The organism is Shimia sp., from assembly GCF_041624275.1.
GTDB lineage: Bacteria > Pseudomonadota > Alphaproteobacteria > Rhodobacterales > Rhodobacteraceae > Shimia.
This window is the reverse complement of record NZ_JBFJVE010000015.1, coordinates 1-25781: the sequence shown is the minus strand read 5'-3', so window position 1 is coordinate 25781 and position 25781 is coordinate 1. Positions and strand designations below refer to the sequence as shown.

22 protein-coding genes are annotated in these 25781 nt (G+C 67.4%); 10 read left to right on the top strand and 12 right to left on the bottom strand.

Features of this window, described 5'->3' with window-relative positions; all coding sequences use genetic code 11:
- The first annotated feature begins 114 nt into the window (after positions 1-114).
- Positions 115-1020, top strand: coding sequence for a hypothetical protein (locus ABZD10_RS02470; protein ID WP_372884517.1), 906 nt, complete (start codon positions 115-117; stop codon positions 1018-1020).
- An 82-nt stretch (positions 1021-1102) separates the two neighbouring features.
- Here ABZD10_RS02470 and trxA read toward each other — a convergent pair whose 3' ends face one another.
- From trxA to regB, 8 genes are all read right to left on the bottom strand, one after another.
- Positions 1103-1423 carry a thioredoxin gene (gene trxA, locus ABZD10_RS02465; protein WP_372884516.1) on the bottom strand — a complete coding sequence of 107 codons (321 nt, stop codon included), beginning with the start codon at positions 1421-1423 and terminating at the stop codon, positions 1103-1105.
- A gap of 50 nt (positions 1424-1473) precedes the next feature.
- The gene (addA, locus tag ABZD10_RS02460; RefSeq protein ID WP_372884515.1) at positions 1474-4869 is read right to left on the bottom strand and encodes a double-strand break repair helicase AddA; all 3396 of its coding nucleotides are present in this window, start codon (positions 4867-4869) and stop codon (positions 1474-1476) included.
- Complete coding sequence (addB, locus tag ABZD10_RS02455; RefSeq protein ID WP_372884514.1) at positions 4866-7796, bottom strand: double-strand break repair protein AddB; 2931 nt, start codon at positions 7794-7796, stop codon at positions 4866-4868. The genes addA and addB overlap by 4 nt, the downstream gene beginning before the upstream one ends.
- Positions 7789-8481 (bottom strand): nucleotidyltransferase family protein, encoded by a 693-nt coding sequence (locus ABZD10_RS02450; protein ID WP_372884513.1) that lies wholly within the window; start codon positions 8479-8481, stop codon positions 7789-7791. Before ABZD10_RS02450 ends, addB begins: the two co-directional genes overlap by 8 nt.
- Entirely contained in the window at positions 8457-9476 is a 1020-nt protein-coding gene (locus tag ABZD10_RS02445) for an aminoglycoside phosphotransferase family protein (RefSeq protein WP_372884512.1), read from the bottom strand. Before ABZD10_RS02445 ends, ABZD10_RS02450 begins: the two co-directional genes overlap by 25 nt.
- Complete coding sequence (gene tsaE, locus ABZD10_RS02440; protein WP_372884511.1) at positions 9469-9945, bottom strand: tRNA (adenosine(37)-N6)-threonylcarbamoyltransferase complex ATPase subunit type 1 TsaE; 477 nt, start codon at positions 9943-9945, stop codon at positions 9469-9471. Before tsaE ends, ABZD10_RS02445 begins: the two co-directional genes overlap by 8 nt.
- A 46-nt stretch (positions 9946-9991) precedes the next feature.
- On the bottom strand, positions 9992-11578 hold the full coding sequence (locus ABZD10_RS02435) for a PAS-domain containing protein (protein WP_372884510.1): 1587 nt from the start codon (positions 11576-11578) through the stop codon (positions 9992-9994).
- 113 nt (positions 11579-11691) lie between these two features.
- The gene (gene regB / locus ABZD10_RS02430; RefSeq protein ID WP_372884509.1) at positions 11692-13098 is read right to left on the bottom strand and encodes a sensor histidine kinase RegB; all 1407 of its coding nucleotides are present in this window, start codon (positions 13096-13098) and stop codon (positions 11692-11694) included.
- 88 nt (positions 13099-13186) lie between these two features.
- Here regB and ABZD10_RS02425 point away from each other — a divergent pair, with 88 nt between their 5' ends.
- Positions 13187-13804: an SCO family protein gene (locus ABZD10_RS02425; protein ID WP_372884508.1), complete on the top strand. Its 618-nt coding sequence runs from the start codon at positions 13187-13189 to the stop codon at positions 13802-13804.
- Positions 13805-13877: 73 nt separating this feature from the next.
- Positions 13878-14432, top strand: a complete 555-nt coding sequence (locus tag ABZD10_RS02420) for an ActR/PrrA/RegA family redox response regulator transcription factor (protein WP_372884507.1) — start codon at positions 13878-13880, stop codon at positions 14430-14432.
- A gap of 93 nt (positions 14433-14525) precedes the next feature.
- Here the strand turns inward: ABZD10_RS02420 and ABZD10_RS02415 are convergent, their stop codons facing one another.
- Positions 14526-15566 carry an NAD(P)/FAD-dependent oxidoreductase gene (locus ABZD10_RS02415; RefSeq protein WP_372884506.1) on the bottom strand — a complete coding sequence of 347 codons (1041 nt, stop codon included), beginning with the start codon at positions 15564-15566 and terminating at the stop codon, positions 14526-14528.
- A 59-nt stretch (positions 15567-15625) separates the two neighbouring features.
- On the opposite strand from ABZD10_RS02415, the gene mnmD reads away from it, so the two are divergent.
- Both mnmD and ABZD10_RS02405 read left to right on the top strand, forming a co-directional pair.
- Positions 15626-16300 (top strand): tRNA (5-methylaminomethyl-2-thiouridine)(34)-methyltransferase MnmD, encoded by a 675-nt coding sequence (mnmD, locus tag ABZD10_RS02410; RefSeq protein ID WP_372884505.1) that lies wholly within the window; start codon positions 15626-15628, stop codon positions 16298-16300.
- On the top strand, positions 16297-17163 hold the full coding sequence (locus ABZD10_RS02405) for a DMT family transporter (protein WP_372884504.1): 867 nt from the start codon (positions 16297-16299) through the stop codon (positions 17161-17163). Before mnmD ends, ABZD10_RS02405 begins: the two co-directional genes overlap by 4 nt.
- Here the strand turns inward: ABZD10_RS02405 and ABZD10_RS02400 are convergent, their stop codons facing one another.
- Positions 17164-19113, bottom strand: a complete 1950-nt coding sequence (locus ABZD10_RS02400) for a transglycosylase SLT domain-containing protein (RefSeq protein WP_372884503.1) — start codon at positions 19111-19113, stop codon at positions 17164-17166.
- Between the two features lie 162 nt (positions 19114-19275).
- On the opposite strand from ABZD10_RS02400, the gene dapA reads away from it, so the two are divergent.
- Positions 19276-20148: a 4-hydroxy-tetrahydrodipicolinate synthase gene (dapA, locus tag ABZD10_RS02395; RefSeq protein WP_372884502.1), complete on the top strand. Its 873-nt coding sequence runs from the start codon at positions 19276-19278 to the stop codon at positions 20146-20148.
- Positions 20149-20245: 97 nt separating this feature from the next.
- Here dapA and ubiB read toward each other — a convergent pair whose 3' ends face one another.
- Positions 20246-21778, bottom strand: a complete 1533-nt coding sequence (gene ubiB / locus ABZD10_RS02390) for a 2-polyprenylphenol 6-hydroxylase (RefSeq protein ID WP_372884518.1) — start codon at positions 21776-21778, stop codon at positions 20246-20248.
- On the bottom strand, positions 21775-22527 hold the full coding sequence (gene ubiE / locus ABZD10_RS02385) for a bifunctional demethylmenaquinone methyltransferase/2-methoxy-6-polyprenyl-1,4-benzoquinol methylase UbiE (protein ID WP_372884501.1): 753 nt from the start codon (positions 22525-22527) through the stop codon (positions 21775-21777). The genes ubiB and ubiE overlap by 4 nt, the downstream gene beginning before the upstream one ends.
- Before the next feature lie 184 nt (positions 22528-22711).
- On the opposite strand from ubiE, the gene mutM reads away from it, so the two are divergent.
- The 4 genes from mutM to ABZD10_RS02365 form a co-directional block, all read left to right on the top strand.
- Positions 22712-23563 carry a bifunctional DNA-formamidopyrimidine glycosylase/DNA-(apurinic or apyrimidinic site) lyase gene (mutM, locus tag ABZD10_RS02380; protein WP_372884500.1) on the top strand — a complete coding sequence of 284 codons (852 nt, stop codon included), beginning with the start codon at positions 22712-22714 and terminating at the stop codon, positions 23561-23563.
- Between the two features lie 64 nt (positions 23564-23627).
- Entirely contained in the window at positions 23628-24404 is a 777-nt protein-coding gene (locus tag ABZD10_RS02375) for an enoyl-CoA hydratase (protein ID WP_372884499.1), read from the top strand.
- 217 nt (positions 24405-24621) lie between these two features.
- A complete protein-coding gene (rpsT, locus tag ABZD10_RS02370) occupies positions 24622-24885 on the top strand; it encodes a 30S ribosomal protein S20 (RefSeq protein ID WP_372884498.1) in 264 nt (87 codons plus the stop codon).
- A 475-nt stretch (positions 24886-25360) separates the two neighbouring features.
- A partial coding sequence (locus ABZD10_RS02365) for a DnaA N-terminal domain-containing protein (protein ID WP_372884497.1) occupies positions 25361-25781 on the top strand: 421 nt, incomplete at its 3' end.

Genomic DNA, 25781 nt, shown 5'->3' with positions numbered 1-25781 from the left:
TGATCCTCTGCCATGTCGGTCTCCTGTCTGTCTGTGGCCCTATATGAGGCCCGGCGCAGGGCAGCACAAGAGTTGGACTTGCCGCAGCGCCGCGTTCCTTTTAGCGTCGCCGCCATGACCGCAAAGCCCCATGCCACTTTCTTCCTGCCCGAGCCGCTGCTGGGCGCCGCAAGGGCCGGCGATCACAATTTCCTTGGCCAGATCGAAACCGTGCTGCGCGAGGCGGGTTTCGAGGTCGGGTTTCAGCCGCCCGAGGCGGCGCGCGGCAGTGATCCGGGTTACAGCCTGTTCCACATGCGCGAGCCGCTCAATCCGCGCGGGCTGACGCTGCGCCGCGCCTATTACTACCCGTTCTGGCAGATCCAGCGCAGCAACGAACGCTGGCAGTGGGACGTGGCGCAGGCCGATTTCGCCGGGGCCGAGATCGACCGCGCCGAAAGCGCCCGTTTCTACGGTTTCTGGCAGAAACGCCTTTTCGCCGAACACCTCGGCGCCCTGTCGCGTGACGGCTATGTCTATGTGCCGTTGCAGGGGCGCCTGCTGGAACGGCGATCGTTCCAGCATTGCAGCCCGATCGCCATGCTGCATCACGTCTTGCAGCAGGAGCCGCGACGCCCTGTCATCGCCGCCTTGCATCCGAAAGAGCAGTATGACGCGGAAGAGATCGCCACACTCGAGGCGCTGGAGGCCGGCACCGAGCGGCTCGAGATCCGCATCGGCGAGATGGCGCCCCTGCTGGCCGGCTGCGACTATGTGGTCAGCCAGAATTCCGGCGCCGCCTTTGCCGGTTTCTTCTTCGGCAAGCCCTGCGTGCTGTTCGGGCGGGTGGATTTCCACCACATCGCCGCCAATGTCGCCGACCTCGGGGTCGCGGCGGCCTTTGAGCGGGTGCGCGAGATGCGCCCGGATTATGCCGGCTATCTCTGGTGGTTCCTGCAATGCCGGGCGATCAATGCTGGCCGCCCCGAGGCACCCGAGCGGATCCGCGCCCGTCTGGCCAGTTTCGGCTGGCCGGTCTGAGCGCCGGCGGGCCGGAAAACCATGACCACAAAAAAGGCGCCCCCGCGACGGGAGCGCCCTTGAAAAACCGGATTGCGGCGGTTCAGATCGAGTCTTCGATCCAGCTTTGCAGCGCCGCCTTGGGGGCCGCGCCGGCGCGGTTCGAGACCACCTGACCGTCCTTGAAGATGAACAGCGCCGGGATGCCGCGCACGCCCATGGCCGCGGCCGAATTGGGGTTGCTGTCGACATCGACCTTGGCGATTTTCACCTTGCCGCCCATTTCCGCCGCCAGCTCCTCGAGCGCCGGGCCGATCTGCTTGCAGGGGCCGCACCATTCGGCCCAGAAATCGACGACGACGGGGACGTCCGAGTTCTTTACTTCTTCGTCAAAGGTGGCATCGGTGACAGCGACGGTTGCCATGGGGGCTCTCCTGAAAATCGGGTCCGTGAGGATTTTGGTACCGGCAGAACCTATGGATCGGCCTTGGCAAGGTCAAGGTGCCCCGTGGCCGCCAGCGCATTTGTCACAAGATCGTGTGGCAGCTCGACAAGCGTGGCGCTGCGGGTCCAGAGGATGGCGCAGCGCACCCTGCGACCGGGATAGATCTGGGCGATGCCATGGACATAGGCGCCCATCTGGCGCAGCAGCCCGTCGGGGGTTTGCGCCGCCGAGTCCGGCACCCGCGCATTGGTCTTGAAATCGACGATCAGCACCTCGTCGGGGGTGACCACCAGCCGGTCGATGACACCGTGCAGCCGCGCCGCGCCGAGATCGGCACTGAGCGGCACCTCGGCCAGCGTGTCGCCGGCGAAGAGAAAACCCAGTTCGGGCCGCTCGAGCACGGCGCCGGCCTCGGCCAGAAGCGCGGCGGTCTCGGGCGGGTCCGGCGGCGCCTCGCCGCCGGAAAGCAGCCGGCCGGCGACGGCGGGCCAGTCGGCGCGCGGATGCTCGGGCAGATGCTCGAGCAGCAGGTGCAGCAAAAGGCCGCGCCGCTTGGCCGCCTCTTCCTCCAGCCCCTCGTCGCCGGGCAGCGCCTTGGCGCCGCCAAGATCCGACGGCGCCAGCACCGGCCGGGTCGCGGTGGCGGCGGCCGGCGCGCCGTGGACAAAGGCGGGAATTGCCGGCAAAGGGTCTTCGGTGGCCTCGCGGGTTTCGGACAGGGCGCCGGACCAGTCGCCGTGCTCATAGCGCAGACCTTCGCCGCCGGTGAAGGCGCGGGCTTCGGCGCCGACCGAGGTCATGCCGCGCCGGATGCTGTCGTACCAGCTGGCGCCATCGCTGCCGAGATCGCCGGCCGCCGCGACGATCAGCCATTTCTCGGCCCGGGTCATCGCCACGTAAAGCAGCCGCTGGCGTTCGGCGCGCTGGGTCTCGGCCCGGGCGGCGCGGGCCTCGGTGATGGCGGCGGGACAGGCATCGGCGGGCATCGACCACAGGATGCGATCTTCATGGGCGACCAGTTGCGCATCGTTGCGGATCGGCCTTTTGCCGGTGTCCGGCAGGATCACGATCGGCGCCTCGAGCCCCTTGGAGCCATGCACCGTCATCACCCGGATGCGGTTGCCGGCACTGTCCATCTGGCGCTTGATCTCCAGCGCGTCGGTCTCCATCCAGATCAGGAAGCCGGTCAGGCTGGGCACCGCGCTGCGTTCATAGGCCAGCGCCTGCGACAAGAGCGCGTTGATGCCGTCCTCGGCCTCGCTGCCGAGCCGCGCCAAGAGGTTGCGGCGGCCGTGATGGCGGGTCAGGATGCGTTCGATCAGGTCATAGGGGCGCAGGAAATCGGTCTGCGCCATCAGGTCCGAGATCATCGCCATGGTCTCGCGGCAGCTGTCCTGCCGGTCGCGCAGCGCGGTCCACAACAGCGGCGAGCTGCGCCGGTGCGCGAGGTCGAACAGCGCCTGTTCCGACCAGCCGAACAGCGGCGAACGCAGCGCCGTGGCCAGCGCCAGACTGTCCTCGGGGGTGGCCAGAAAGGCCAGCAGCGCGCCGAGGTCGCGCACCGCCAGCTCGGCCCCGACCTTCAGCCGGTCGGCACCGGCGATCGGCAGGCCGCGCGCCTTGCAGGCGCGGATCAGCTCGTGAAAGAGATCCGAGCGCCGCTGGACCAGGATCAGGAAATCTCCGGCCTGCACCGGGCGCTGGGTAAAGACACCGTTTTCGCCCATTTGCGCCGGAATAGTCTCTTTCTCGGCGATCATGCGCTGGATCTCGTCGGCCACGCGGTTGGCCAGAACCACCATGTGGTGGGTCTCGCCCAGGCGGTCGACGGGCCGGAACCATTCATCCTTTTCCGCCTTGGGGGTCGGTTCGACCACGGGCCAGAGGTCGACCCGACCGGGCAGATCGCCATGGAAGGCGCGGTGTTTCATCTCCTGCGGGAAGCCGGCCTGCGCCTCGTGGTCGAAGCAATGATCGACCAGCCGCAGGATGGCGTCGGACGAGCGGAAGGAATATTCCAGCTCGAGCGATTGCAGCGGCTTGCCGGTGGCCCCGAGCCGGGCATCGAAATCGCCCTTCATGCGGTCGAATTCTGCCGGATCGGCGCCCTGGAAACTGTAGATCGACTGTTTCTTGTCGCCGACCACGAAGATCGTGCGCTCAACTTCGCTGCGGGCGCCCGCGCCGCTGGTGAATTCCTGCGCCAGCCGCTCGATCACCTGCCATTGCACCGGGCTGGTGTCCTGGGCCTCGTCGACCAGGATGTGGTCGATGCCGCCATCGAGCCGGTAGAGCACCCATTCCGCGACCCGGGGGTCGTTCAGAAGGTCGCGGGCGCGCAGGATCAGGTCGTCGAAATCAAGCCAGCCCTGTTGCTGCTTGCGGGTCTCGTAGTGATGCAGGAACCGGTGCCCGAAGGCCGACAGCACCGCCGCGCGCTGGGCCGCCGCCAGCACCAGTCGGGCTTCGCGCGCAGCTTCGACGCGCAGCATCAGCGGTTCGATCCGGGCCGCGATCGCGGGGTGTTTCTTCTGCGCCGCCTTCGACGGTACCTTGCCCAGCTTGGCGCCGAAGGGATCATTTGCCTTGGCGCCGTAGAGAAACAGGCTCTCGAGTGTCGGCAGGGCGGCCAGACCCAGCCCGTCGAGCGCCGCGAGCACCGCCGCCGCCTTGACGTCATTGACCCCGCCATCCTTCAGCGCCGCGATCAGATCGGCGATCAGCTCGGCCTCGCCGCCGAGGAACACCCGCGCCTCGAGCGTCGCCTCGTCGAGATCGCCCGCCTGCCCCTGCCGGGTCAGGAAATCGGCCGCGGTCAGCGGCGCCGCGAAGGCATCGCGCGCGGTGACGATCTCGGCGGTCAGCGCGGCCAGAGAATCGCCGGTCATCTGCCGCGCCAGCCGGCGCAGCAGAAGGTGATCGTCGCCTTCGGCCATCTCTTCGACGATCTCGTCGCGCAGCAGGGTGGCGGCGCGGTCCTCCATCTCGGCAAAAAGCGGCGACACCCCGGCCTCGAGCGGGAAGCGCCGCAACAGGGAGGAACAGAACGAGTGGATGGTCTGGATCTTCAGCCCGCCCGGGGTCTCGATGGCGCGGGCAAAAAGCGTGCGGGCATCGCGCAGCAGCGCATCGTCAAGCCGCCCCGTGACGCCCAGCGTGGCAAGGTCGGCGCGCAGGTCGGCATCGTCTTTCATCGCCCAGGTGCCGAGCCGCTGGAACAGCCGGTTCTGCATCTCGCTGGCGGCGGCCTTGGTGTAGGTCAGGCAGAGGATATGCTGTGGCAGCACCCCTTCCAGCAGCAGCCGCGCCACCCGGTCGGTCAGCACCCGTGTCTTGCCCGAGCCGGCGTTGGCCGACAGCCATGTCGACATGTCGGGGCGCGCCGCCTGAACCTGGCGCTCGGTGGCATCGTCGCGGCGCATCATTGCAGATCCTCCGGCACCGGCGCATCGGTGGCATCCCATTCCCCGAAGCGCGCCAATTGGTCATAATCGCCGCTGTCGCGGTCGCTTTGCATGGCGCGGCGGGCGGTGAAGCCGCTCGAGGCCTCGGCATAATGGCCGATCAGTTGCAGGAACTCTTCCCAGACCTGCGCGGCGGGGGTCTCGGTCAGCGGCGCCTCGATCTCTTTCGGCGGGTTGCCGAGCCCGATGTAGATCGCCGCCGCGACCTCGGCCGGGTCGATGTCGCGGAAGCCGCCGCGTTCGGCCATCGCCGCCTCGAGCAGCAGCTGCTTGTCGAAATAGGTCTGTTCGTCCTTCGAGGGCGGGCTGCCGGTCTTGTAGTCATAGATCACCAGATCGCCGTTCTGGTCGCGGTCGATGCGATCCGCCTTGCCCACGAGTTCGAACTCGGGCCGGGCCACCGAGACCGAGGCATCGCGTTCATAGGCGATCGGTTTGGCGGTCTTGCGGCGGGCGGCCTCACCCCGCACGAAAAGCGGCGCGATGCGCTCCAGCCGCGCGCTCCACAGGATGCGGGCGGCGGGCCAAGGCACGTTTTTGGCCAGAACAGTCTCTGATACCGCGCGCAGATGGGTCTCGGTCAGCGCCCCCGGGTCGGCGTCGACATCCCTGACGAACCGTTCCAGAACCTCGTGCACGATGATGCCGCGCAACAATGCGTCGGGGGTCTTCATCAGGCTGTCGAGCGGGCGCAGGCGCAGGGTCTCGCGGGCATAGATCGCATAGGGGTCGCGGATCAGCCGCTTGATCTGGGTGACCGAAAGCCGCTTGGGGCGGGCCGCGACCGGCGGCCGTGGCGACGGGCGGGTGGCGGGCGGCAGCTCGGCGACCGCCTCGACCGATTTCACCAGATCCAGCCAGTGGCGACCGCGCGCCCGCATGGCCTCGAGCGCCGCGGTGCCGCCCTGTTCGGGCAGGCCGCTCAGCAGGTTGGTGATCCGGTTGATCCAGCGCGAGGGCACGGTTTCGGCCTCGTCCGAGCGCACCGAGCGGGTCAGCCAGACCTCGGGGGCGGCGATGGCCTGCTGGAAATCATGCGCCGCGAGGCCGATGCGCCGTTCGGGCAGCAGCAGGCCGGCGTCGAAACGCATTTTCCGATTGAGCCACGGGTCGGGCGTCGGCGCCTCGGGCCAGCCGCCCTCGTTGAGCCCGCCAAGGATCACCAGATCGGCGCCCTGCACGCGGGCCTCGAGCGTGCCCCAGATCAGCACCTGCGGATGCCCCTTGTCGCGGTCGCGGACCTCTTCGCGCGACAGGACCGCCGCGAAAAGATCGGCGTAATCGGCCGAGGTCATCTCGCCGGCATGTTGCGCGTTGTCGCGCAGCGCGGCCACGGTCTGCGCCGCCTTGCGCCCGGCCGCCTCTTCCCACAGCCGCCCCGGACCCCCGGCGCCGCCGCCGGCGATCGCCTCGGCCAGCGCCACATGGGCCTCGAGCCGGTCGCCGAACGCGCGCGGCCCCGGCAGCAGCCGGTCACAGAATTGGGCGATCACCCAGTCGATCCAGACCGCGTCGACGATCTTTTGACCATCCGCCCAGTGGCGCAGCGCCTCGGGCGTCGGGAAGGTCAGGCCCCGGCGGCGGATCATTAGTTCAAGCTCGCGGGTGTTCAGCAGGTGCCGGCTGCGGTCGCCGCCGCTGTGACACAGGGGATGCTTGAGCAGGGTCAGCAGGGCCTCGGCGGTCAATTTGCGCTGAAACAGGGTCGAAACATGACGCAGGAACCGCCCCGGAGGGCTGAGCTGCAAGGGCGCGCCGGCGCTGTCGTCGGGGGTGATGTCCCAGCGGTCGAGCGCGGCCGCAACCTGGCGGGTCAGCATCCGGTCGGGGGTGATGAGCGCCGCCGTCACCCCGTCATCGACCGCCCGGCGCAGCCTGAGGGCGATGGCCAGCGCCTCGTCGCGCATCGAGGCCGCCTCGACAAGGGTGACATCCTGCGTCGCGGTGTCCAGATCGCGCAGGCGCGGCCCTTCGCTGCGCCACTGGTCGGTGACCGGCGCCGGGCGCAGCGCCAGCGACACCAGCGCATTGCGCGGCGGGTTCGCCGGCGCGGCCCCGGTCCAGTCCGGGATCTCGCCGGGCTTCAGCGCCAGCGCCTCCATCAGCCGGTGAAAGCGGTATTGCGGATGGTCTTCGCCCTGCAGGGCATCGCCGAGCCCCCGCCAGACCGCGCCGGGCATGTCGCGGTCAAAGCCGGGCAGCACCACCGCCCCCTGCGGCAGGCGGGCGATCGCCTCCATCAGGCGCAGCGTGGTGCCGCGCGACCCCGTCGACCCGGCCAGGATCACCGGCCCCTCGGGTGGCTGGTCGGCCCAGCGCCGCACCAGGTGGTCGACGATCCGCCGCTGTCGGGTCTCGCTGTCGGGCTGGTCGTCATCGTCATCCAGAAACTGCCGGGCGATGGCGAAGAAATGCTTGGCCCGCTCCCAGTGGCCCGACTGGTCCGACACGTCCAGGGCCGCGATGGCGTCGGGAGAGACCCCCTCGCCGGCCATTTCGTCCATCAGCCCGGCCAGGCTGTCGGCAAGATCGAACAGGCTGGCGCGGGCCGCGAGATCGGGTTGCCGCGCCAGCAGGCCGGCGATCAGCTGGGTCAGCTCAAAGCGGCGGCGCAGCGGTGACACCGCCGGCGGAACACCGATTTCGCCAAAGGCGGTGCCGAGATCGGACAACAGCGAGATGCGCGGCAGCAGCGTGGGCGGCCCGGCGTCGAACAGGGTCCGGACCCGGCGCTGCATGCGGCCGGTGTTGACGATCAGATGCACCCGCGCCAGCGCCTCGGGGGGCTGGCCGGCAAGGCGCGCCCGCAGACCGTCCACCAGCGCGGCGGGAAAATCGGCGCCACAGGGCAGGGCAAAGACCCGGCCGTGCTCGACAGGATCAAACATCGCCACCTCCAAGCATGGAATCGCCCAGCGCGATCCCGCCGGGGTGGCCGACGTCGCACCAGAGCCCGTCGTGGCAAAGGCCGAACAGCCGCCCGCTGGCGGCGATCTCGTTCCACAGCAGGTTCAGCGAAAATGCGCTGTCGGCAATCGCCTCTAGCCCCTCGGTGCGGATGATCTGGACCCCGCCATAGACCAGCCCCGCCCCGCGTGACAGCCGCCCGTCGGCGCCAAGAAGGAAATCGCCGCCGCCGTCATGGCCAAGGGCGTTTTGCGGCGGCACGCAGAGCAGCAGCGCGTCCATCTCGTCGGGTCTCCAGGCCCTGCGCAGGCTTTCGAAGGGGTTGGCGCCCTGCCACAGCACATCGGTGTTGGCGGTGAAGACCGGACCCGGCCCGAGCAGCGGCAGCGCCTGGCGCAGACCGCCGCCGGTGTCGAGAATATCGGGCGATTCCCGCGAGATCAGCACCGGCGTCCCCGCGAGGTGATCGACGATCTGATCGGCCAGGTAATGGGCATTGACCACGACCCGCGTGATCCCTGCCGCCGCGACAAGGTCGCGCGTGTGATCCAGCAGCGCCCGGCCCGCCACCGGGATCAGCGGTTTCGGGCGGTTCCGGGTCAGCGCGCCCATGCGGGTGCCAAAGCCCGCCGCGAACAGCATTACAGCGTCGGGATGGTGCCGCATCGGTCCTTGAGCCCTTTCAGGAACTGGTCATCGGGGAATGGCAGGTCGGGTTCGAGCATCCGGCGCACCCCGGCCAGTGCCGGATGGGCCAGGTTGCGCGCCACGTGCTGCCAGACCCGGGGGATGAGATCGACATAGTGCGGCTTGCCGAAATGCAGGCTGAGCCGGGCGAAAATGCCAAGAATACGCAGGTTGCGCTGGGCTCCGAGCACCGCGTAGGCGGCGCGGAACGCCTCAGGTTCGGCGCCGGTTTCACCAAGGTAATGGGCGATCATCGCCGCCTCGGTCTCGGGCGTGACATCGCGGCGCGCATCCTGCAACAGCGACATCAGGTCATAGGCCCGGTGGCCCAACATCGCGTCCTGAAAATCCAGCAGGCCGACCCGCGCCAGCCCGGCGCGTTCGGGGCGCCAGATCAGGTTCTCGGCGTGGAAATCCCTCTGGATCAGCACGTCGCATGTGGCGCAATGCTGCCGCAGCACGGTTTCGAACGCGGCGCGAAAGCTGGCGGCGTCGCAGGACGGGCGCCGGCCCTGCGCCGCGAGATACCATTCATGCAGCAACAGGCTCTGATCGGCGAGCAGCGCCGGGTCGAAGGCGACCAGCCCCTCGGGCGGTGTCTGGCGCTGGGTGGCGATCACCACATCGACGGCCGCGCGGTAAAGCTCAGTCTCTGATCCGGGGGTTTCCTCGAGGATGCGGGCAAAGAGCGCATCTCCCAGATCTTCCAGAAGCAGCAGGCCGGCGGCCGGGTCGGCAAACAGGATCTTCGGCGCCGACAGGCCGATGCCGGTCAGCCAGCGGGCAATGCGGATGAAGGCCGCGAGACCGTCGCCGCCCTGCGCCCGGGCATCCATCAGCACCGCGCTTTGCCCGCCGCGACTGAGACGGAAATAGCGCCGCGAAGAGGCATCCCCGGCCAGCGCGACCCGGCGTGCCCCTGCCCAGCCGGCCGAGGCCAGAAACCGAAGCATCGCGGCGTCGCGTTCAGCCATCGGCGGCGGCCTCGATCAGGGGCTGCCAGCGCCGGTCCTCGGCGCTGATCCGCAGCTGGCGGCGGCCGATTTCCTCGGACATCGAAAAATGCAGGGTCAGGGCCGAATCCGGCGCCAGTTCGGCCAGCCGGTCGGGCCATTCCACGAGGCAGAGCGCGTCTTCGAAGGCGTCCACCAGCCCCAGTTCGATCACCTCGTCGGGGCTGGAGAGACGGTAGAGATCGGCGTGCCAGATCTCGAAATCCGGCGCCGCGTAGCTCTGCACAAGGGTGAAGGTCGGCGAGGGCACGTCCTCGGGGTCGGCAAGAAGCGACTGGATCAGGCTGCGGGCGAAATGGGTCTTGCCGGCGCCGACGCCACCCTCGAGCAAGAGCACGTCGCCGGCCCCGAGCTCCGCCGCAAGGCGGGCGGCGAATTCGGCGGTGTGCCGGGGCGAGGTCAGCATCAATTCGGTGGTGAATTCGGGCATGGGCGGAAGATGGCATTGCCCGTCGGCGCCTGCAAGCGCGAAGGCCCTAGCCGGCCCGCAATTCGGCCGCGCCCGCTGCCTGCCCGTCCTCGCGCCGGGGCTCAAAGACCACCGATGTATAGCCGGCGTGCAGCGAGGCGACGCGCAGGCCGAGCGCCTCGCCGGTTTCAAGGGTCAGCGCCGCCGCCCAGTCGTCGCGCGGATGCAGGTCCAGCACGTGGTGGCGCAGCTTTTCCCAGGCATCGCTGCGTTTGCAGGCCGCGCGCCACAGGTCCATCGCGTCCTGCAGCCCGTGTTCGGCAAGGCTTTGCTCGGGCTCGCACTGCCACAGGTGGCGATAGGCGCTGTTGCACAGGCTGAGCTGGCCGGTGGGCGAGAACACCGCCAGCGCGTCGCGCACCGAATCCAGCGCCCCCTGCCCGAGGTCAAGCTCGGTCCGGAACCGCCGGGTCAGGGAGACTTCGGCGCTGATGTCCTCGAAGAGAAAGGCGATCGCCCCGTCCGGGTGCGGCCGCCCCAGAACCCGATAGGTCACCCCCGAGGGCAGGCTCCAGGTTTCGGCAAAGCGGTCGTCCGAGGCCGCCACCACCAGCCGCGCGATCTGCTTGCGCCACGTCGCGTAGTCGCGCGGTTCCGGCATCATGCGGTTCTCGCGCATGCGGTCGAAAAAGCTGGCCAGGTTGGGGCGCGCCGACAGGAAGTCGGCCGGCAGGCTGGTGAGGTCGATCAGCGCCGGGTTGAACAGGGCCAGCTGGCGGTTGCGGTCGAAGATCGCCAGCCCGATCGACAGCTGGGCAAAGGTCTTGGTCAGGGTCTGGACGAAGTTGCGTTGGGCGATCTCGGCCTGTACGATGGCGTCGGCCGGGGTGGCGTAATGGGTGCGCATCCCGGCCTTGGCCACGGTCGAGACATCGAACCACGCGCGCCGCGTCGCCGCCGGGTCGGCGACAAAGACCCGGTGCGGCGCGGCGGCGCCGTCCGGGGTGGTGGCGATCACCTTTTGCGTCGCCTCGGGGTCGAACAGCACCGGGAAGTCGGCGTCGCCCCGGTCGACCCCGAGCGACTCGGCAAGGCGGAAATAGCTGGCATTGGCCCAGACCAGCTGGCCCAGCGCATTGCTTTGCCAGACCGGATAGGGCGCGTCGGCGATGGCGCGTGCCGACTGCACCGAGACCGCGCCCGGCGCGCCGCCTTCATATCCGGGCCGGGCCGGGTCGGGCCGGTGCAGGGTGACCCGGGCCATGTTGTCCCACAGATGCAGGGCGACGAAATCGGAATCGGCGCTGTTGCGCGCCCGGTAGATCCGGTGGCGCGGCCGGTCGGTGGCGGGCTGAATCGAGGGAAAGCCGGGAAAACCGGCGGTCAGGATCGCCGCCAGCCCGGCCCAGTCGGCGCCGTGATCCGGGGCCGCGCCCAGCAGCGCATGGCCCTCGGGCGTGGCGTCGGTCAGCAGGCCATCACGGTAAAGCAGCACCGCACCGCCGCCGCTGTCGTGGTCCGGGCCGGGGTGCTGTGGGTCGCGCCGCCAAGACGCGCGCGCCCGAAGGCGGTGCATCAGCCACCCCGCGCCCAACCCCAGAGCGACGCCGGCCAGCAGCGGCAGCAGATCCTGAATTGTCCCGGTTTCGACCATAAGCAACCCCGCGCCGTTGCCGCCATTCTTGGCGCACATGGTTAACCAATGGTTAACCGGGTTAACGGGGGGTTAACGTCGGCATTGATCGGACGGGCCGGTTACCGGCCCGGTTACAGGGGATCAAAGGGAAAGTTGGGATTGTCGCCCAGCGCCTCGCCCAGTTCGGCCTCGGGCACGGCGATGGCCTCGCGCGGCCAGACCACTTCGACGATGGCGCCCGAAGGATGCGGCGCGCCGTCGACGGCGCCGCCCCGGTCCGACCCGTTGGCGAAACTCAGCTCGGCCCCGGTGCGCTCGAGCAGGGTCTTGGTGATGAACAGGCCAAGCCCCATGCCCTCGTAGCCCGGCCGCTGCCTGCGGTCACGCTCGCTGCGGCGCCGGCGCATGAAAGGGTCGCCGATGCGGCCGATCAGATGCGGCGGGTAACCCCGCCCGTCATCCATCACCCGCAGCGCGATCCGCTCGTCGTTCCAGGCCGATTCGATCCAGACATTGGCACGCGCGAAGTCGACCGCGTTCTGGATCAGGTTGCGCAGCCCGTGCACCACTTCGGGCTTGCGCAGCACCACGGGCGGCAGATCGCCCTCGGCCTGGGTCGGGGCGGTCTCGATCACCACGTTCTTGCCGCGGTCGAGATGCGGCTCGGCGGCCTCGCCGATCAGCGCCGTCAGCGGGGTCTTTTTCAGTTGCAGGTCGTCCTTGCCGGCGCGTCCCATCGAGCGCAGGATCTCGCGGCAGCGGTCGGCCTGGCTGCGGATCAGCGCCGCGTCCTCGTAAAGCTCGCCCTGCCCCTCGAGCTCGTCCATCAGCTCGGCGCTGGCCAGCTTGATCGTCGCCAGCGGGGTGCCCAGTTCATGCGCCGCCGCCGCCACCACGCCGCCGAGATCGGTCAGCTTCTGTTCCCGCGACAGCGCCATCTGGGTGGCGGCCAGCGCCTCGGACATCGAGGACATCTCGGTCACCACCCGGCGCGAATAGACCGAGGAGAAGAGGATGGCGATGACGATGGCGACCCATGAGCCGTAGAGGAAGACATCGGGCATGCGCAGGATGAAACGCTGCTCGAGGCGCAGCGGCAGGTGGAATTCGAGCAGCAGGGTAACAAGGGCGATGGCCAGCGCGGCGAGGAAGGTGGTCGAACGCACCGACAGCACCGAGGCCGAGATGGTGACCGGCCCCACCACCAGGATCGAGAAGGGATTGTGCAGCCCGCCGGTCAGGGCAAGCAGGAAACACAGCTGCAACAGGTCGAACAGGATCATCAGGAAGTTCTCGGATTCCGAGAGCAGCTTGTTGTCGGGATAGACGAACATGGCGATCAGGTTGCCGATCACCGAGAAACCGACGGCGAGATAGCAAAGCCCGTATTCCAGCTCGAGGCGGAACACCAGCTGGGCCACAAGAAGGGCGATGATCTGGCCGCTGATCGCCACCCAGCGCACCATGATGATGGTGCGCAGGCGAATCCAGTTCCGCGGCCGCTGGCCCGAGATCAGTTCCGTGGAAAAATCCGACATCCGCGCGCCTTTGCCCCTTGCCCTGCACGCGACAATTGTTAGGTGTCGGATCAGGATCAATCAACATCAGCCTTGAACGGGACCGGCCATGCTCCGAATTTTCGCCATGCTTTCCATTTTCGTGACGATCGCCGGGCTGGGGGCCATCTATGTCCTGTCGCGCGGCGAGGAAGACCGCTTTGCCCAGTGCCGCAACGGGGCGGTGGCCGGCGGCAGCGCCGCGATCGGCGGCCCGTTCGAGCTGATCGACGAGAACGGGGTGGCCGTGACCGACAGGGAGGTCTTTGACGAACCGTCGATCCTGTATTTCGGCTATACCTTCTGCCCCGATGTCTGCCCGATGGACGTGTCGCGCAATGCCGAGGCGGTCTATCTTCTGGAAGAGCGGGGGATCTCGGTCAAGCCGGTGTTCATCTCGATCGACCCGAGCCGCGATACCCCCGAGGCGCTGCGCGATTTCACCGATGCCATGCATCCGCGCATGCTGGGGCTGACCGGCACCCCGGCACAGGTGAAATCCGCCAGCCAGGCCTATCGCACCTACTATCGCAAACAGGATGGTGGCGATCCCGACTATTATCTCGTCGACCATTCGACCTATTCCTATCTGGTGCTGCCGGAACAGGGTTTCGTCGACTTCTTCAATCGCAACGAAACCCCGGCCGGAATGGCGGAGCGGATCGGCTGTTTCCTCGACAACTCATGAAGTGAATACGTCGTTTGACGCTCTGGGCCGCGCGGGCTAAAACTTGGTAAACTCGCGGAAGGGACAGACACGTATGACGGACACTACCCTGCAAGAGATCGGACCGGACAGATCGCTGCTGCTGGTCGACGATGACGAGCCCTTTCTGCGCCGCCTGGCCAAAGCGATGGAAAAGCGCGGTTTCGAGGTCGAGACCGCCGGCACGGTGGCGATCGGCAAGGCCATCGCCACGGCGCGCACCCCGGCCTATGCGGTGGTCGACCTGCGGCTCGAGGATGGCAACGGGCTGGATGTGGTCGAGGTGCTGCGCTCAAAGCGCGAGGATTGCCGGGTGGTGGTGCTGACCGGCTATGGCGCGATCGCCACGGCGGTGGCGGCGGTGAAGATCGGGGCCACGGATTACCTGTCGAAACCGGCCGATGCCGAGGATATCACCAATGCCCTGCTGACGGCGGAGGGCGCTTTGCCGCCGCCGCCGGAAAACCCGATGAGCGCCGACCGGGTGCGCTGGGAACATATCCAGCGGGTCTATGAGCTCTGCGACCGCAACGTCTCGGAAACCGCGCGCCGGCTGAACATGCATCGCCGCACCCTGCAGCGCATCCTGGCCAAGCGCAGCCCGCGCTGAGAGCGCGTCGGGGGCGCTGCCCCACGGCGCCTTTTTCGCTGAAAAAGCCCCCGTTCCCCGGGATATTTCCGGCAAGAGAAAGCTGTTGCCGGATCACAGCGAGGCGGCGGGCCGGAACGGCTCGGGGATGGTGTCATGGCCCTCGAGAAGCAGGTCGGCCATCGCCTCGGCGACCTTCGGCGCCATGCCGAAACCGATCTTGAAACCGCCATTGGCGATATAGTCACCGGGCCGTGTCGGGTGCCGCCCGAGCATCGGCGCGCGGCTCTTGGCGCGGGGGCGCAGGCCGGCCCAGCGTTCGACGATCGGCGCCGCGGCGAGCATCGGGAACACCGCGATGGCGCGCAGGATCAGGTCGTCGAGCAGCGCGTCGGTGCGGTCGGGCGAGGCATAGTCGCGCTCGGAGGTCGAGCCCACGGCGACGGTGCCGTCGGCATGGGGCACCACCAGGATGTCGCCGGCTGAGGCGATGGGCATGCCGCGCGCGTCGAGCCCCAGCAGCGCCGCCTGCCCCTTGACCCCGTTGCCCACCTGCCGCCCCAGCGTCTGGTTGAGCTCTTCCAGCCCGGCCAGCCCGGTGGCCCAGACGGTCTTGCCGCCGGCGTGGGCGGCATCGCCGATGATGATCTCGCCGCCGTGTGCGCGGATCGCGCCGGCCAGCGCCGCGCAGGCCCGGCGCGGGTGGATGCGGGCGCTGAGGGTTTCGTGGATCACCCGGCCGCTGGCCGATTGCGGGCACCAGTCGCCGGCCTCGGCGGTCTCGATCACCCGCCACCGGGCGAGGCCGCGCCAGTGTAGGTCGGCGCCGGCTTCGCGTTCGCGGGCCAGTTCGAGGGCGCGGTCGCTGTCGATCGGTTGCAGGCGGCCGACGCGGTCGTAGCCGCTGGCGAGGCCCGAGGCGGTTTCGACCTCGCGCCAGAAGGGTTCGGCGCCGATCAGGCTCTGGAACTGGAATTCCTTGACCGGGGTCCAGCGTTCGGGGGCATGCGGGGCCAGCATGCCGACCACGCCGCCGCTGCAACCCGCCGCGATGCCGGTGCGGTCGATCACCCGCACTTTCGCCCCGCGCCGGGCGCAGGCCCAGGCGGTCGACAGGCCGAAGACCCCGGCCCCGATCACCGTCACATCCACCATTGCCAAATCACCCCTGTTGCCCCAAAGCTCGGTCTGACGCAGTTCTAAGGCATCCCGACATGAGCGACCAGCAGGCAAATCTGGCCTGGCGCGACGGCGCCATTCCCGTCTCGACCCGGTTCGACGACCCCTATTTCAGTCTCGAGAACGGGCTCGCGGAGACCGCTCATGTGTTTCTTGCGGGCAACGATCTGCCGGCCCGCTTCGCGCCCGGCTTCCACGTTGCCGAGCTGGGCTTTGGCACCGGGCTCAACCTGCTTGCGACCTGGGCCGCCTGGGAGGCCTCGGGCCAGGAGGGGCCGCTGCGGTTCACCAGTTTCGAGGCCTATCCGATGAGCGGCGGCGAAATGCGCCGGGCGCTGGCGGCCTTTCCGGAGCTGGCGGATCATGCGGCGCGGCTGGTGGCGGCCTGGGAGGAGGACAGCAGCCTGGCGACGCTGGACGGCATCGAGGCCCGGGTGGTGATCGGCGATGCCCGGCGCAGGCTGGCCGAGACCGATTTTGTCGCCGACGCGTGGTTTCTCGACGGATTTTCACCGGCCAAGAACCCGGAACTCTGGGGCGCTGAACTGATGAAACAGGTGGCAGCGCATACGAGACCGGGCGGCACCCTTGCCACCTATACTGCGGCCGGCTTCGTGCGCCGCAACCTTGCCGAGGCCGGGTTCGAGGTGACACGGGTTCCGGGCTATGGCCGCAAACGCCACATGACCACCGGGCGGAGGCCGCAATGAGCGGCAGCAACAACCGCCTTGGCATTCTGCTGATGTGCCTCACCACCCTTGTTTTCGCGGCGCAGGACGGGCTTTCGCGGCATCTGGCCGACGAATACAACGTCTATCTCGTGGTGATGATCCGCTATTGGTTCTTTGCCGCCTTCGTGGTCGCGATCTCGTTGCGGCGGCCGGGCGGGCTGCGGGCGGTGGTTGCGACGCGCTTCCCGGTTCTACAGGTGGTGCGCGGCGCGCTTCTGGCGCTGGAGATCGTGGTCACGGTGCTGGCCTTCACCCTGCTCGGGCTGACCGAGACCCATGCCATCTTCATCTGCTACCCGCTGATGATCGCCGCCCTGTCGGGGCCGGTGCTGGGCGAATCCGTCGGCTGGCGGCGCTGGAGCGCCATTGCCATCGGCCTGCTCGGGGTGCTGATCATCCTCAACCCCGGCGGCGGGGTGTTTTCGCCGGTGGCGGCGGTTCCGCTGCTGGGGGCGCTGATGTTCGCGGTCTACGGGCTGCTGACCCGCTATGTGGCGCGGGGCGACAGTTCGGCGGTGAGCTTTTTCTACACCGGCACCGTCGGCATGGTGGTGATGACCGCGATCGGCGTCTGGTACTGGCAGCCGATTTCCGGCCCCGACTGGCTGTGGATGGGCACGCTGTGCCTGAGCGGCGTGCTGGGGCACTGGCTGCTGATCAAGACCTATGAAATGGCCGAGGCCAGCGCGGTGCAGCCCTTTGCCTATCTGCAACTGCCCTTTGCAGCCGGTTTCGGCATGGTGTTTTTCGACGAGACCCTGCGCAGCAACGTCGCGATCGGGGCCGCCATCGTGGTCGGCGCCGGGCTGTTCACCCTGTGGCGCGAGCGGCACAAGGGCTGATCAGCGGGTCGGGGTCACGGTGGCGCCGACCAGTTCGCGGCTGAAGGGCAGCGGGTGCGGATCGCGGCCGAGGCGGGCGCGGTAGACCGGCAGGCTCTCGGCCACGCGCATCACGTAATTGCGGGTCTCGTTGAAGGGGATGTGTTCGATCCAGTCGATCATACCCATGCCGCCGCGGCGCGGATCGCCGCGGTCCTGCATCCAGCGCACCGGCCGGTTGGGCCCGGCGTTGTAGCCGGCCGAGACCAGGATGACATTGCCGTCGAACTGTTCGCCGAGACCGGCCAGATAGGCGGTGCCGAGCCGGGCGTTGTAGTCCGGATCCGCAGTCAGCCAGGCATGGCTGTAGGGGGCGCCGATGGCGGCCGCCACCTGCCGTGCGGTGCCGGGCATGACCTGCATCAGGCCGCGCGCCCCGGCGCCCGAGACCACGACCGGGTCGAATTCGCTTTCGCGTCGGGCGATGGCCAGCGCCATCTCGGTGGGCACCGGATGGGTGGTGTCGACCATCGGGTGCAGCGGGTAATAGGGGCCCGGCAGCACGATGCCGCGCTGGGCCATGGCCTTGCCCAGCATCACCGCGACATGCGCCGCGCCGAGGTCCTGAACCATGGTGCCCAACTGGCCAAGCGCCCGGCGGTCCATGCTTTCGGAAAGATGCACCCAGAAGCGTTCGGCCAGCGACAGGTCGCCGGCCTCGAGCAGCATCACGGCGGCCTGATGCACCGATGAGCCGGTGAAATCGGCGCCGCGCCAATCGGCGAAAACCTCGTCTCCGGCGAGGGCCGGATCGGACGGCAGGCCGGCCTTTTCGGCTGCCAGAAGCCCGTAGAAGCTGGTTTGATGCACCCCGCCGGCGCGATAGGCGCGCTGGGCGGCCTCGGTATCGCCCAGCGCCTCGTAGGCGCGGCCGCGCCAGTAGCCGGCCCGGCCGAGTGAAATCGGCGTATCCACCGATTGTTCGAAGCGCAGGAAATGCTGGGCCGCCACCCCGGGGCGGTTGAGGAAGCGCAGGGCGATATAGCCGGCGATCCATTCGCAGTCGGAATAGGCATAGCCGTCTTCGGGGGTCAGCCCGTGGCTGGCGGCGATCCGGTAGGCGGTGCCGTAGTTGCCGGCCCGCATTTCGCGCCGCGCCAGATCGCGCCGCCGCCGCGACCATTCGTCGGGCCGGCCGAGGGTGCCGGCCTCGCTGCGTTCGAGCAGGATCTCGATCGCCGAGGCCTCGCGGTCCTTGCGGGCGCGCCAGACAAAGCGTTCATAGGCGAGGCCGGGGTCGGACCGCAGCGTCTCTGGTACGGCGGTGATCAGACCGTCGACCCCCCTGACCCGCGCCCGCAGCCCCAGCCGCGCATCCGCCAGCCTTTGCCAGCCCGCGCCGACGAGGGGCCGCATGCGGGCGGCATTCTGTTTCCAGCCCTTCCACAGCACCATGTCCATGCGCGCCTCGTGATAGGGTTTCAGCAGCGCGCCGTAGCGTTCGAGAAAGACCGGGTGGCTTTCGGGGCCGATGTCCAGCGAGGTCCAGGCCCCGATCACCAGGGTGGCGGCGCGGTCGCGCTGTCCGCGCTGCTCAAGCGCACGGGCCTGAAGCAGCACGCCGGGGGCGCTTTGGGCATCGCCATGGGCGAAGAACTGCGCCAGCTCGAGGCGGCTGGCCTCGGCAAAGGCCTCTTCGGATTGCTGGCGCAGATAGGGCAGGCCGGGCCAATCGGGGCGGCGCTCGAGAAAGGCCAGCACCTCGGCCGGGCGACCTTCGCCGGCCCGCAGGCGGTGCCATTCGACGATGTCGCGGGCCACCGACCCCTGGTCGCGCACCGCCTCGGCTGCCCTGTCCCAGGCCTCGGCCCGGATCGCGGCAAGGGCTTGGGAGACAGGTGTTTCGGCCTGTGCCCAGCCGACACCAAGCCAGAAAAACCCACAGAGAAAGGCGAAGAAGGCGCGCAACATGACTTGCAATTTCCAATGCGACAAAGGATAGAAACCTACAGTAAATGCAAGCGAGCCTGTCAACAATTCACAAACTTGGCAAGGCGGCCCCCGAGGGGCGGCGCGGGCAGTTGCAGCCACCGGGCGTCCCGCCCAGCACCGCAAGAAGAAAAGGAGCGTGCCATGTTCAAAGGGTCTTTTCCCGCACTCGTCACGCCGTTCACGAACGGCGAGCTGGATCTGGAAACGCTCAAGAAGCTGGTCGAATGGCATATCGGCGAGGGCTCGAACGGTTTCGTGCCCGTGGGCACCACCGGCGAAAGCCCGACGCTGACCCATGAAGAGCATGACGCGGTGGTCGAGACCGTGGTCAGGACCGCCGCCGGACGGGTGCCGGTGATTGCCGGCGCCGGGTCGAACAACACGCTGGAATCGATCCGTCTGGCGCAGGCGGCGGAAAAGGCCGGCGCCGACGGCATCCTTGTGGTGACGCCCTATTACAACAAGCCGACGCAGCGCGGGCTGATCGCCCATTTCACCGCCGTGCATGACTGCTGCAACCTGCCGGTCATCATCTACAACATTCCCGGCCGTTCGGTGGTCGACATGACCCCCGAGACCATGGGCGAACTGGCCAAGCTGCCGCGCATTGCCGGGGTCAAGGATGCCACCGGCGATCTCAGCCGGGTACCGCAGCAGCGCATCACCTGCGGTGCCGATTTCATCCAGCTTTCGGGCGAGGATGCGACCGCGCTGGGCTTCAACGCCCATGGCGGCGTCGGCTGCATCTCGGTGACCGCCAATGTCGCGCCGCGTCTGTGCGCCGAGTTCCAGGCCGCGACCCTGGCCGGCGACTACGGGCTGGCGCTGGACTATCTCGACCGGCTGATGCCGCTGCATATGGCGATCTTTGCCGAGCCGGGTCTGGTCGGGGTCAAATACGCGATGTCGAAACTGGGCCTGTGCAACGAAGAGGTGCGCCTGCCGCTGACCGGGCTGGCCGATGCCACCAAGGTCCAGGTCGATGCGGCGCTGGTGCATGCCGGGCTGCTCTGAGACCGGGCGCTTCGCTCTGCCGAAATAAAAAAGGGCCTCGCGTTGCGGGGCCCTTTTCTTATTGCTCTTTTTCTGGTGATCCGGCCCGCGCCGGTCGTCAGGTCAAAAGCGCGATTGCCCCGACGATGGCCGCGCCCAGGGTCAGCCCGGCGACACCGCTGGACAGGACCAGCGGCCACAGCCGCGGCTTTTCCTCGATCTCGGGCGTGGCCTGACGGATCAGCGCCGCCTCGACCAGACCCGGCAGACGGGGGCCGAAGCGCGCCAGCACCATCGCCGTCTTCAGCAGGTCGCGGCCCATGGCGCGCGGGCCGATACTGTCCTTGATATAGCCTTCGACCACCGGGTGGGCGACGTCCCAGATATTGACTTCGGGGTCCAGCGAGCGCGCCACGCCTTCGACCACCACCATGGTGCGTTGCAGCAGGATCAGCTCGGTGCGGGTCTCCATGCCGAAACGCTCGGTCACCTCGAAGAGATAGGACAGCAGCCGCCCCATGGAAATCCGGGTGGCGTCCATGCCGAAGATCGGTTCGCCCACCGCGCGCAGGGCGCGGGCGAACTCGTCGACATCGCGGTTGGCGGGCACGTAGCCGGCCTCGAAATGAACCTCGGCGACGCGCTGGTAATCGCGCTTGATGAAACCATAGAGGATCTCGGCATAGACCCGGCGGGTATATTCGTCGATATGCCCCATGATGCCGAAGTCATAGGCGATGATATCGCCGCCGGCGGCGACCTTGAGATTGCCCTGATGCATGTCGGCGTGGAAGAAACCGTCGCGCAGGGCATGGCTCAGGAACAGCCCCAGCACCCGGTTGCCCAGCGCGTGGCGGTCGTGCCCGGCGGCATCCAGCGCATCATTGTCGCCCAGCGGCACGCCTTCGGCCCAGCCCAGCGTCATCACCCGGCGGCCGGAATGCTCCCACAGCACCTCGGGCACCCGGAAACCGGCGTCTTCCTTGGTGTTGGCGGCAAATTCGCTGGCCGAGGCGGCCTCGAGCCGCAGGTCCAATTCGCTGGTGACGACGCCGTCGAAATGCTCGATCACGTCGCGCGGGCGCAGGCGGCGCGAGGCGGGCGACAAGAGCTCGATGGTGTCGGCTGCGAAATAGAAGGCGTCGACATCCTTGCGAAAGGCCCTCTCGATGCCCGGGCGCAGCACCTTGACCGCGACCTCTTCGCCGGTTTCCGCCAGCCGTGCCTTGTGGACCTGCGCGATCGAGGCGGCGGCGACGGGTTCGGAGAACTCGGAAAACAGCGCGTCCACCTCAACGCCCAGCTCTTCGGCGACCGAGCGTTTGGCGGTTTCGACCGAGAAGGGGGGCAGCTTGTCCTGCAACACCCGCAGCTCGCGGGCCAGTTCCGGCCCCACCACATCGGGCCGTGTCGACAGCACCTGCCCGAACTTGATGTAGGCCGGACCGAGCGCGTTCAGCGCCCGCACCACCGGCGGCATCGAAGGGTCACCCTTGATGCCGAGCCAGCGGAACGGCCAGACCAGACTGCGGGCGACGATGCGCAGCGCGGTCGGCGCCTCCATCGCGTCCATCACCTGTTTCATGGCGCCGGTGCGCTCCATGGTCGCCCCGGTGCGGATCAGCCGCCAGATGTTGTGCGGACCTCTCAAATCTTCCACCCCGAGTGCAGCGCCGCGATGCCCAGCGACAGGTTGCGGTACTTGGCGTTCTCGAAACCGGCCTGTTTCACCATGCCGAGAAAGGTCTCCTGATCGGGGAACTTGCGGATCGACTCGACCAGATACTGGTAGCTGTCGCGGTCGCCGGCGATCACCTGCCCCATGCGCGGAATGATGTTGAAGGAATAAAGGTCATAGGCCTTCTGCATCATGTCGTTGGGAATCTGGCTGAACTCGAGCACCATCAGCCGTCCGCCGGGTTTCAGCACCCGGTAAGCCTCGTTCAGGGCCTCCTGGGGGCGGGTCACGTTGCGGATGCCGAAAGAGATCGTGTAGACGTCGAAGGTGTTGTCCTCGAAGGGCAGCGCCATGGCATCGCCGACCACCCAGTCGAGACTGTCGGCCTTGGCCGTGGCCTCGGCCCGCTTGCGGCCCTCGATCAGCATCGGCTCGGTCAGATCCAGAACCGTGGCATGGCCCTGCCCGGCACGGCCAAGAAAGCGGAAGGAAATGTCGCCGGTGCCCCCGGCCACGTCCAGCAGCCGCTGGCCCGGGCGCGGCGCCAGCCAGTCCATCATCGCGTCCTTCCAGATACGGTGGATGCCGACGCTCATCACGTCATTCATGATGTCGTATTTCGAGGCCACGGAATTGAAGACGCCCTGCACGCGCCCCGCCTTTTCGGTTTCGGGAACGGTGGTGAAGCCGAAATGGGTGGTGGTCTGTTCTCTGTCGCTCATGTCTCTGGCCGCAAATTTGTCGGGCCCTACATATAGGGCGACGTCAGGGCGCACAATGCGGCGATTGCGGGAGTGGAATTTTTGAAAAATTCCGGACCGCTTTCTTGCAAAAGAAAGCGGTTCCCCCCGGCTGGCGACCCGTGCCACAACAAGACCCAGCCAGCTGCCGTCACGAAGGATGCCGATGCCTGAACTGCCCGAAGTCGAAACCGTCCGGCGCGGCCTGGTGCCGTCGATGGAGGGCGCGTGTTTTGCCCGCGTGAAGGTCAACCGCCCCGATCTGCGCTGGCCCTTTCCCGAAAACATGGCCGAACGGTTGACCGGCGCCCGTGTGATCACCCTACGCAGGCGTTCGAAATACATCCTTGTCGACCTCGACCGGGGCGAGACCCTGCTGATCCATCTCGGCATGTCGGGCCGCATGACCGTCTCGGGCGACCCTTTGGGGCAGTTCGTGCACGATCACCCGGCACAGGCGAAACACGACCACGTGGTCTTCGACATGGACAATGGCGCGCGTATCACTTTCAACGACCCGCGCCGCTTTGGTGCCATGGACCTGCTCGACACCGCCAGCGCCGAGGCCCACCCGCTGCTGGCCGGTCTCGGGCCGGAACCGCTGGGCAATGCCTTTGACGAGACCTATCTGCTGGAGCGGCTGGGGAATCGCCGTTCGCCGGTCAAATCGGCGCTGCTCGATCAGCGCGTTGTCGCGGGTCTGGGCAATATTTACGTCTGCGAGGCGCTGTTTCGCGCCGGAATATCCCCGACCCGAAAAGCCGGCCAGATCGCCGCTGCGCGGATTGCGGCGCTGGTTCCGGTGATCCGCGAGGTTCTGAGCGACGCGATCGACGCCGGTGGTTCGTCGCTGCGCGATTTCCGGCAAGCCGATGGCGAGCTTGGATATTTTCAGCATAGTTTCGATGTTTACGGCCGCGAGGGCGCGCCCTGCCACCGCGCCGGCTGTCGCGGCCATGTGCGGCGAATCATCCAGTCGGGGCGCTCGTCCTTCTATTGTCCGCAATGCCAAAGATAACTTGATCCGGGGTGTCAGTTTGGTAAGGAATCGTCCCTGACCGGAACTATGGAAAGCACCACTCATGGCTTTTGAAACGATCATCGTCGAGGTTGAGGACCATGTAAGCCTCATCAAGCTGAACCGCCCCGATGCCCTGAACGCGCTGAACCAGCAACTGCTTCGCGAACTGTTGCAGGCGTTGCAGGAAGCCGATGCCAATGACAAGGTGCGCTGCATCGTGTTGACCGGATCGGAAAAGGCCTTTGCCGCCGGCGCCGACATCAAGGAGATGTCGGCGATGAGCTTCGTCGATGTCAATGCCGCCAACCTCTTTGCCGAATTCGGCGATGGCATCCAGCGCATCCGCAAGCCGGTGATCGCCGCCGTGTCGGGCTATGCGCTCGGCGGAGGCTGCGAGCTGGCCATGGCCTGCGATTTCATCATCGCCTCGGAAAGCGCCAAGTTCGGCCAGCCCGAGATCAACCTCGGCGTCATCGCCGGCATCGGTGGCTCGCAGCGCCTGACCCGCGCGGTGGGCAAATCCAAGTCGATGGACATGAACCTGACCGGGCGTTTCATGGATGCCGAGGAGGCCGAGCGCGCCGGGCTGGTAAGCCGTGTGGTGCCGGTCAAGAAGCTGATGGACGAGGCCATGGGCACCGCCCAGAAGATCTCGGAAAAATCGCTGATCGCGCTGCGCACCGCCAAGGAGGCGGTCAACCGCAGCTTTGAATCCTCGCTCGAGGAAGGGCTGCTGTTCGAGCGCCGTGTCTTCCATGCGCTGTTTGCCACCGAGGATCAGAAAGAGGGCATGGCCGCCTTCATGGAAAAGCGCCAGGCGCAGTTCCGCGACCGCTGAGCCGGGCGCAGGACCATCGGATCGGGGCGGCCACCATGGCCGCCCCTTTGGTTTCGGCGCATTTGCGGTTGCATCCTGCGCAAAAACCGTTAGTAAGCGCCGTCATACATGCGCGTGCAGCCCGCTCTGGCTTGAATCGATTCCCTTTTGGGACGGTCCCGTTCGGGCAGTGGCACGTGTGAAAACCGAACGAACTTGAAACAAGGACCTGAGATTCATGGCAAATTCGCCCCAGGCAAAGAAACGCGCGCGTCAGAACGAACGCCGCTTCGCCGTCAACAAAGCCCGCCGTTCGCGCATCCGTACCTATCTGCGCAAAGTGGAAGAAGCGATCGCATCGGGCGACAAGGATGCGGCCACCGCAGCCCTGCGCGCCGCCCAGCCGGAACTGATGCGCGGCGTCACCAAGGGTGTCTACCACAAGAACACCGCATCGCGGAAAATGTCGCGCCTGTCGGCACGGGTCAAAGCCCTGGCCTGATCCCCGACAGGACGGAACGAGAAAAGGCGCCCCGACGCGGGGCGCCTTTTTGTTTGCGGCCACTCTGCACAGGTAAAAGATTCTTTTTGTCAAAACTCAGAGTCAAGTTCGAAGATCAGTTGCCCGGTCGTGGTACGAATTGCTACTTTCAGCCTGCGATTCACTTCGCCTTTGGGGGCAGACTCAAGAAACTGAAATAACCTTTGGGTTGTTAAACGCTTGCCGTGGGGTGGGACCTGCAGGGCTGTGAAAACGGCCTGTGAGTGTCTGTTTTGTCGATCTGTGCTGGCTGCTTGCGCCATCCGCGCGACACGTGATTCCGGCCACCGAATGGGGATTCGGGTGGGGGGATACGGTATTTTGCGGATGTCTGGCGCGGTTCCGGCCACCTCATGGGGGTGACTCGCCAATTGGCAGCAAAACGGGGCCTCGGGGCTCTCAGACGGACAGTGCAGACGGTCAGAAACGGGGACAGATGACACAGGAACAATGGGGTGCACTCAAAAAGGATCTTCTGAAGACCCTGGGTCAGAACAACTACAAGACCTGGATCGACCCGCTGGAATTTGCCGAGCTGAGCGAAGGCGTGGCGACCTTCCACGTGCCGACGAACTTTATCGGCAACTACGTCTCGCAGAATTTCGGTGACCTGATCCTGCACAAGCTGACCACTGCCGGCCAGAAGGTGCAGCGGGTGCACTTCCGGGTTGCCGCCAATACGCCGGCCCGCCCCACGAGCCGGCCTGCGCCGGCGCCCGCGCAGGCCGAAGACAAGTCGTCGCGCGCGAACGAGACCGTGCCCGGCGCGCCGCTTGATCCGCGCTTCACCTTCGACAGTTTCGTCGTCGGCAAGCCCAACGAGCTGGCCAATGCCGCCGCGCACCGTGTCGCCGAGG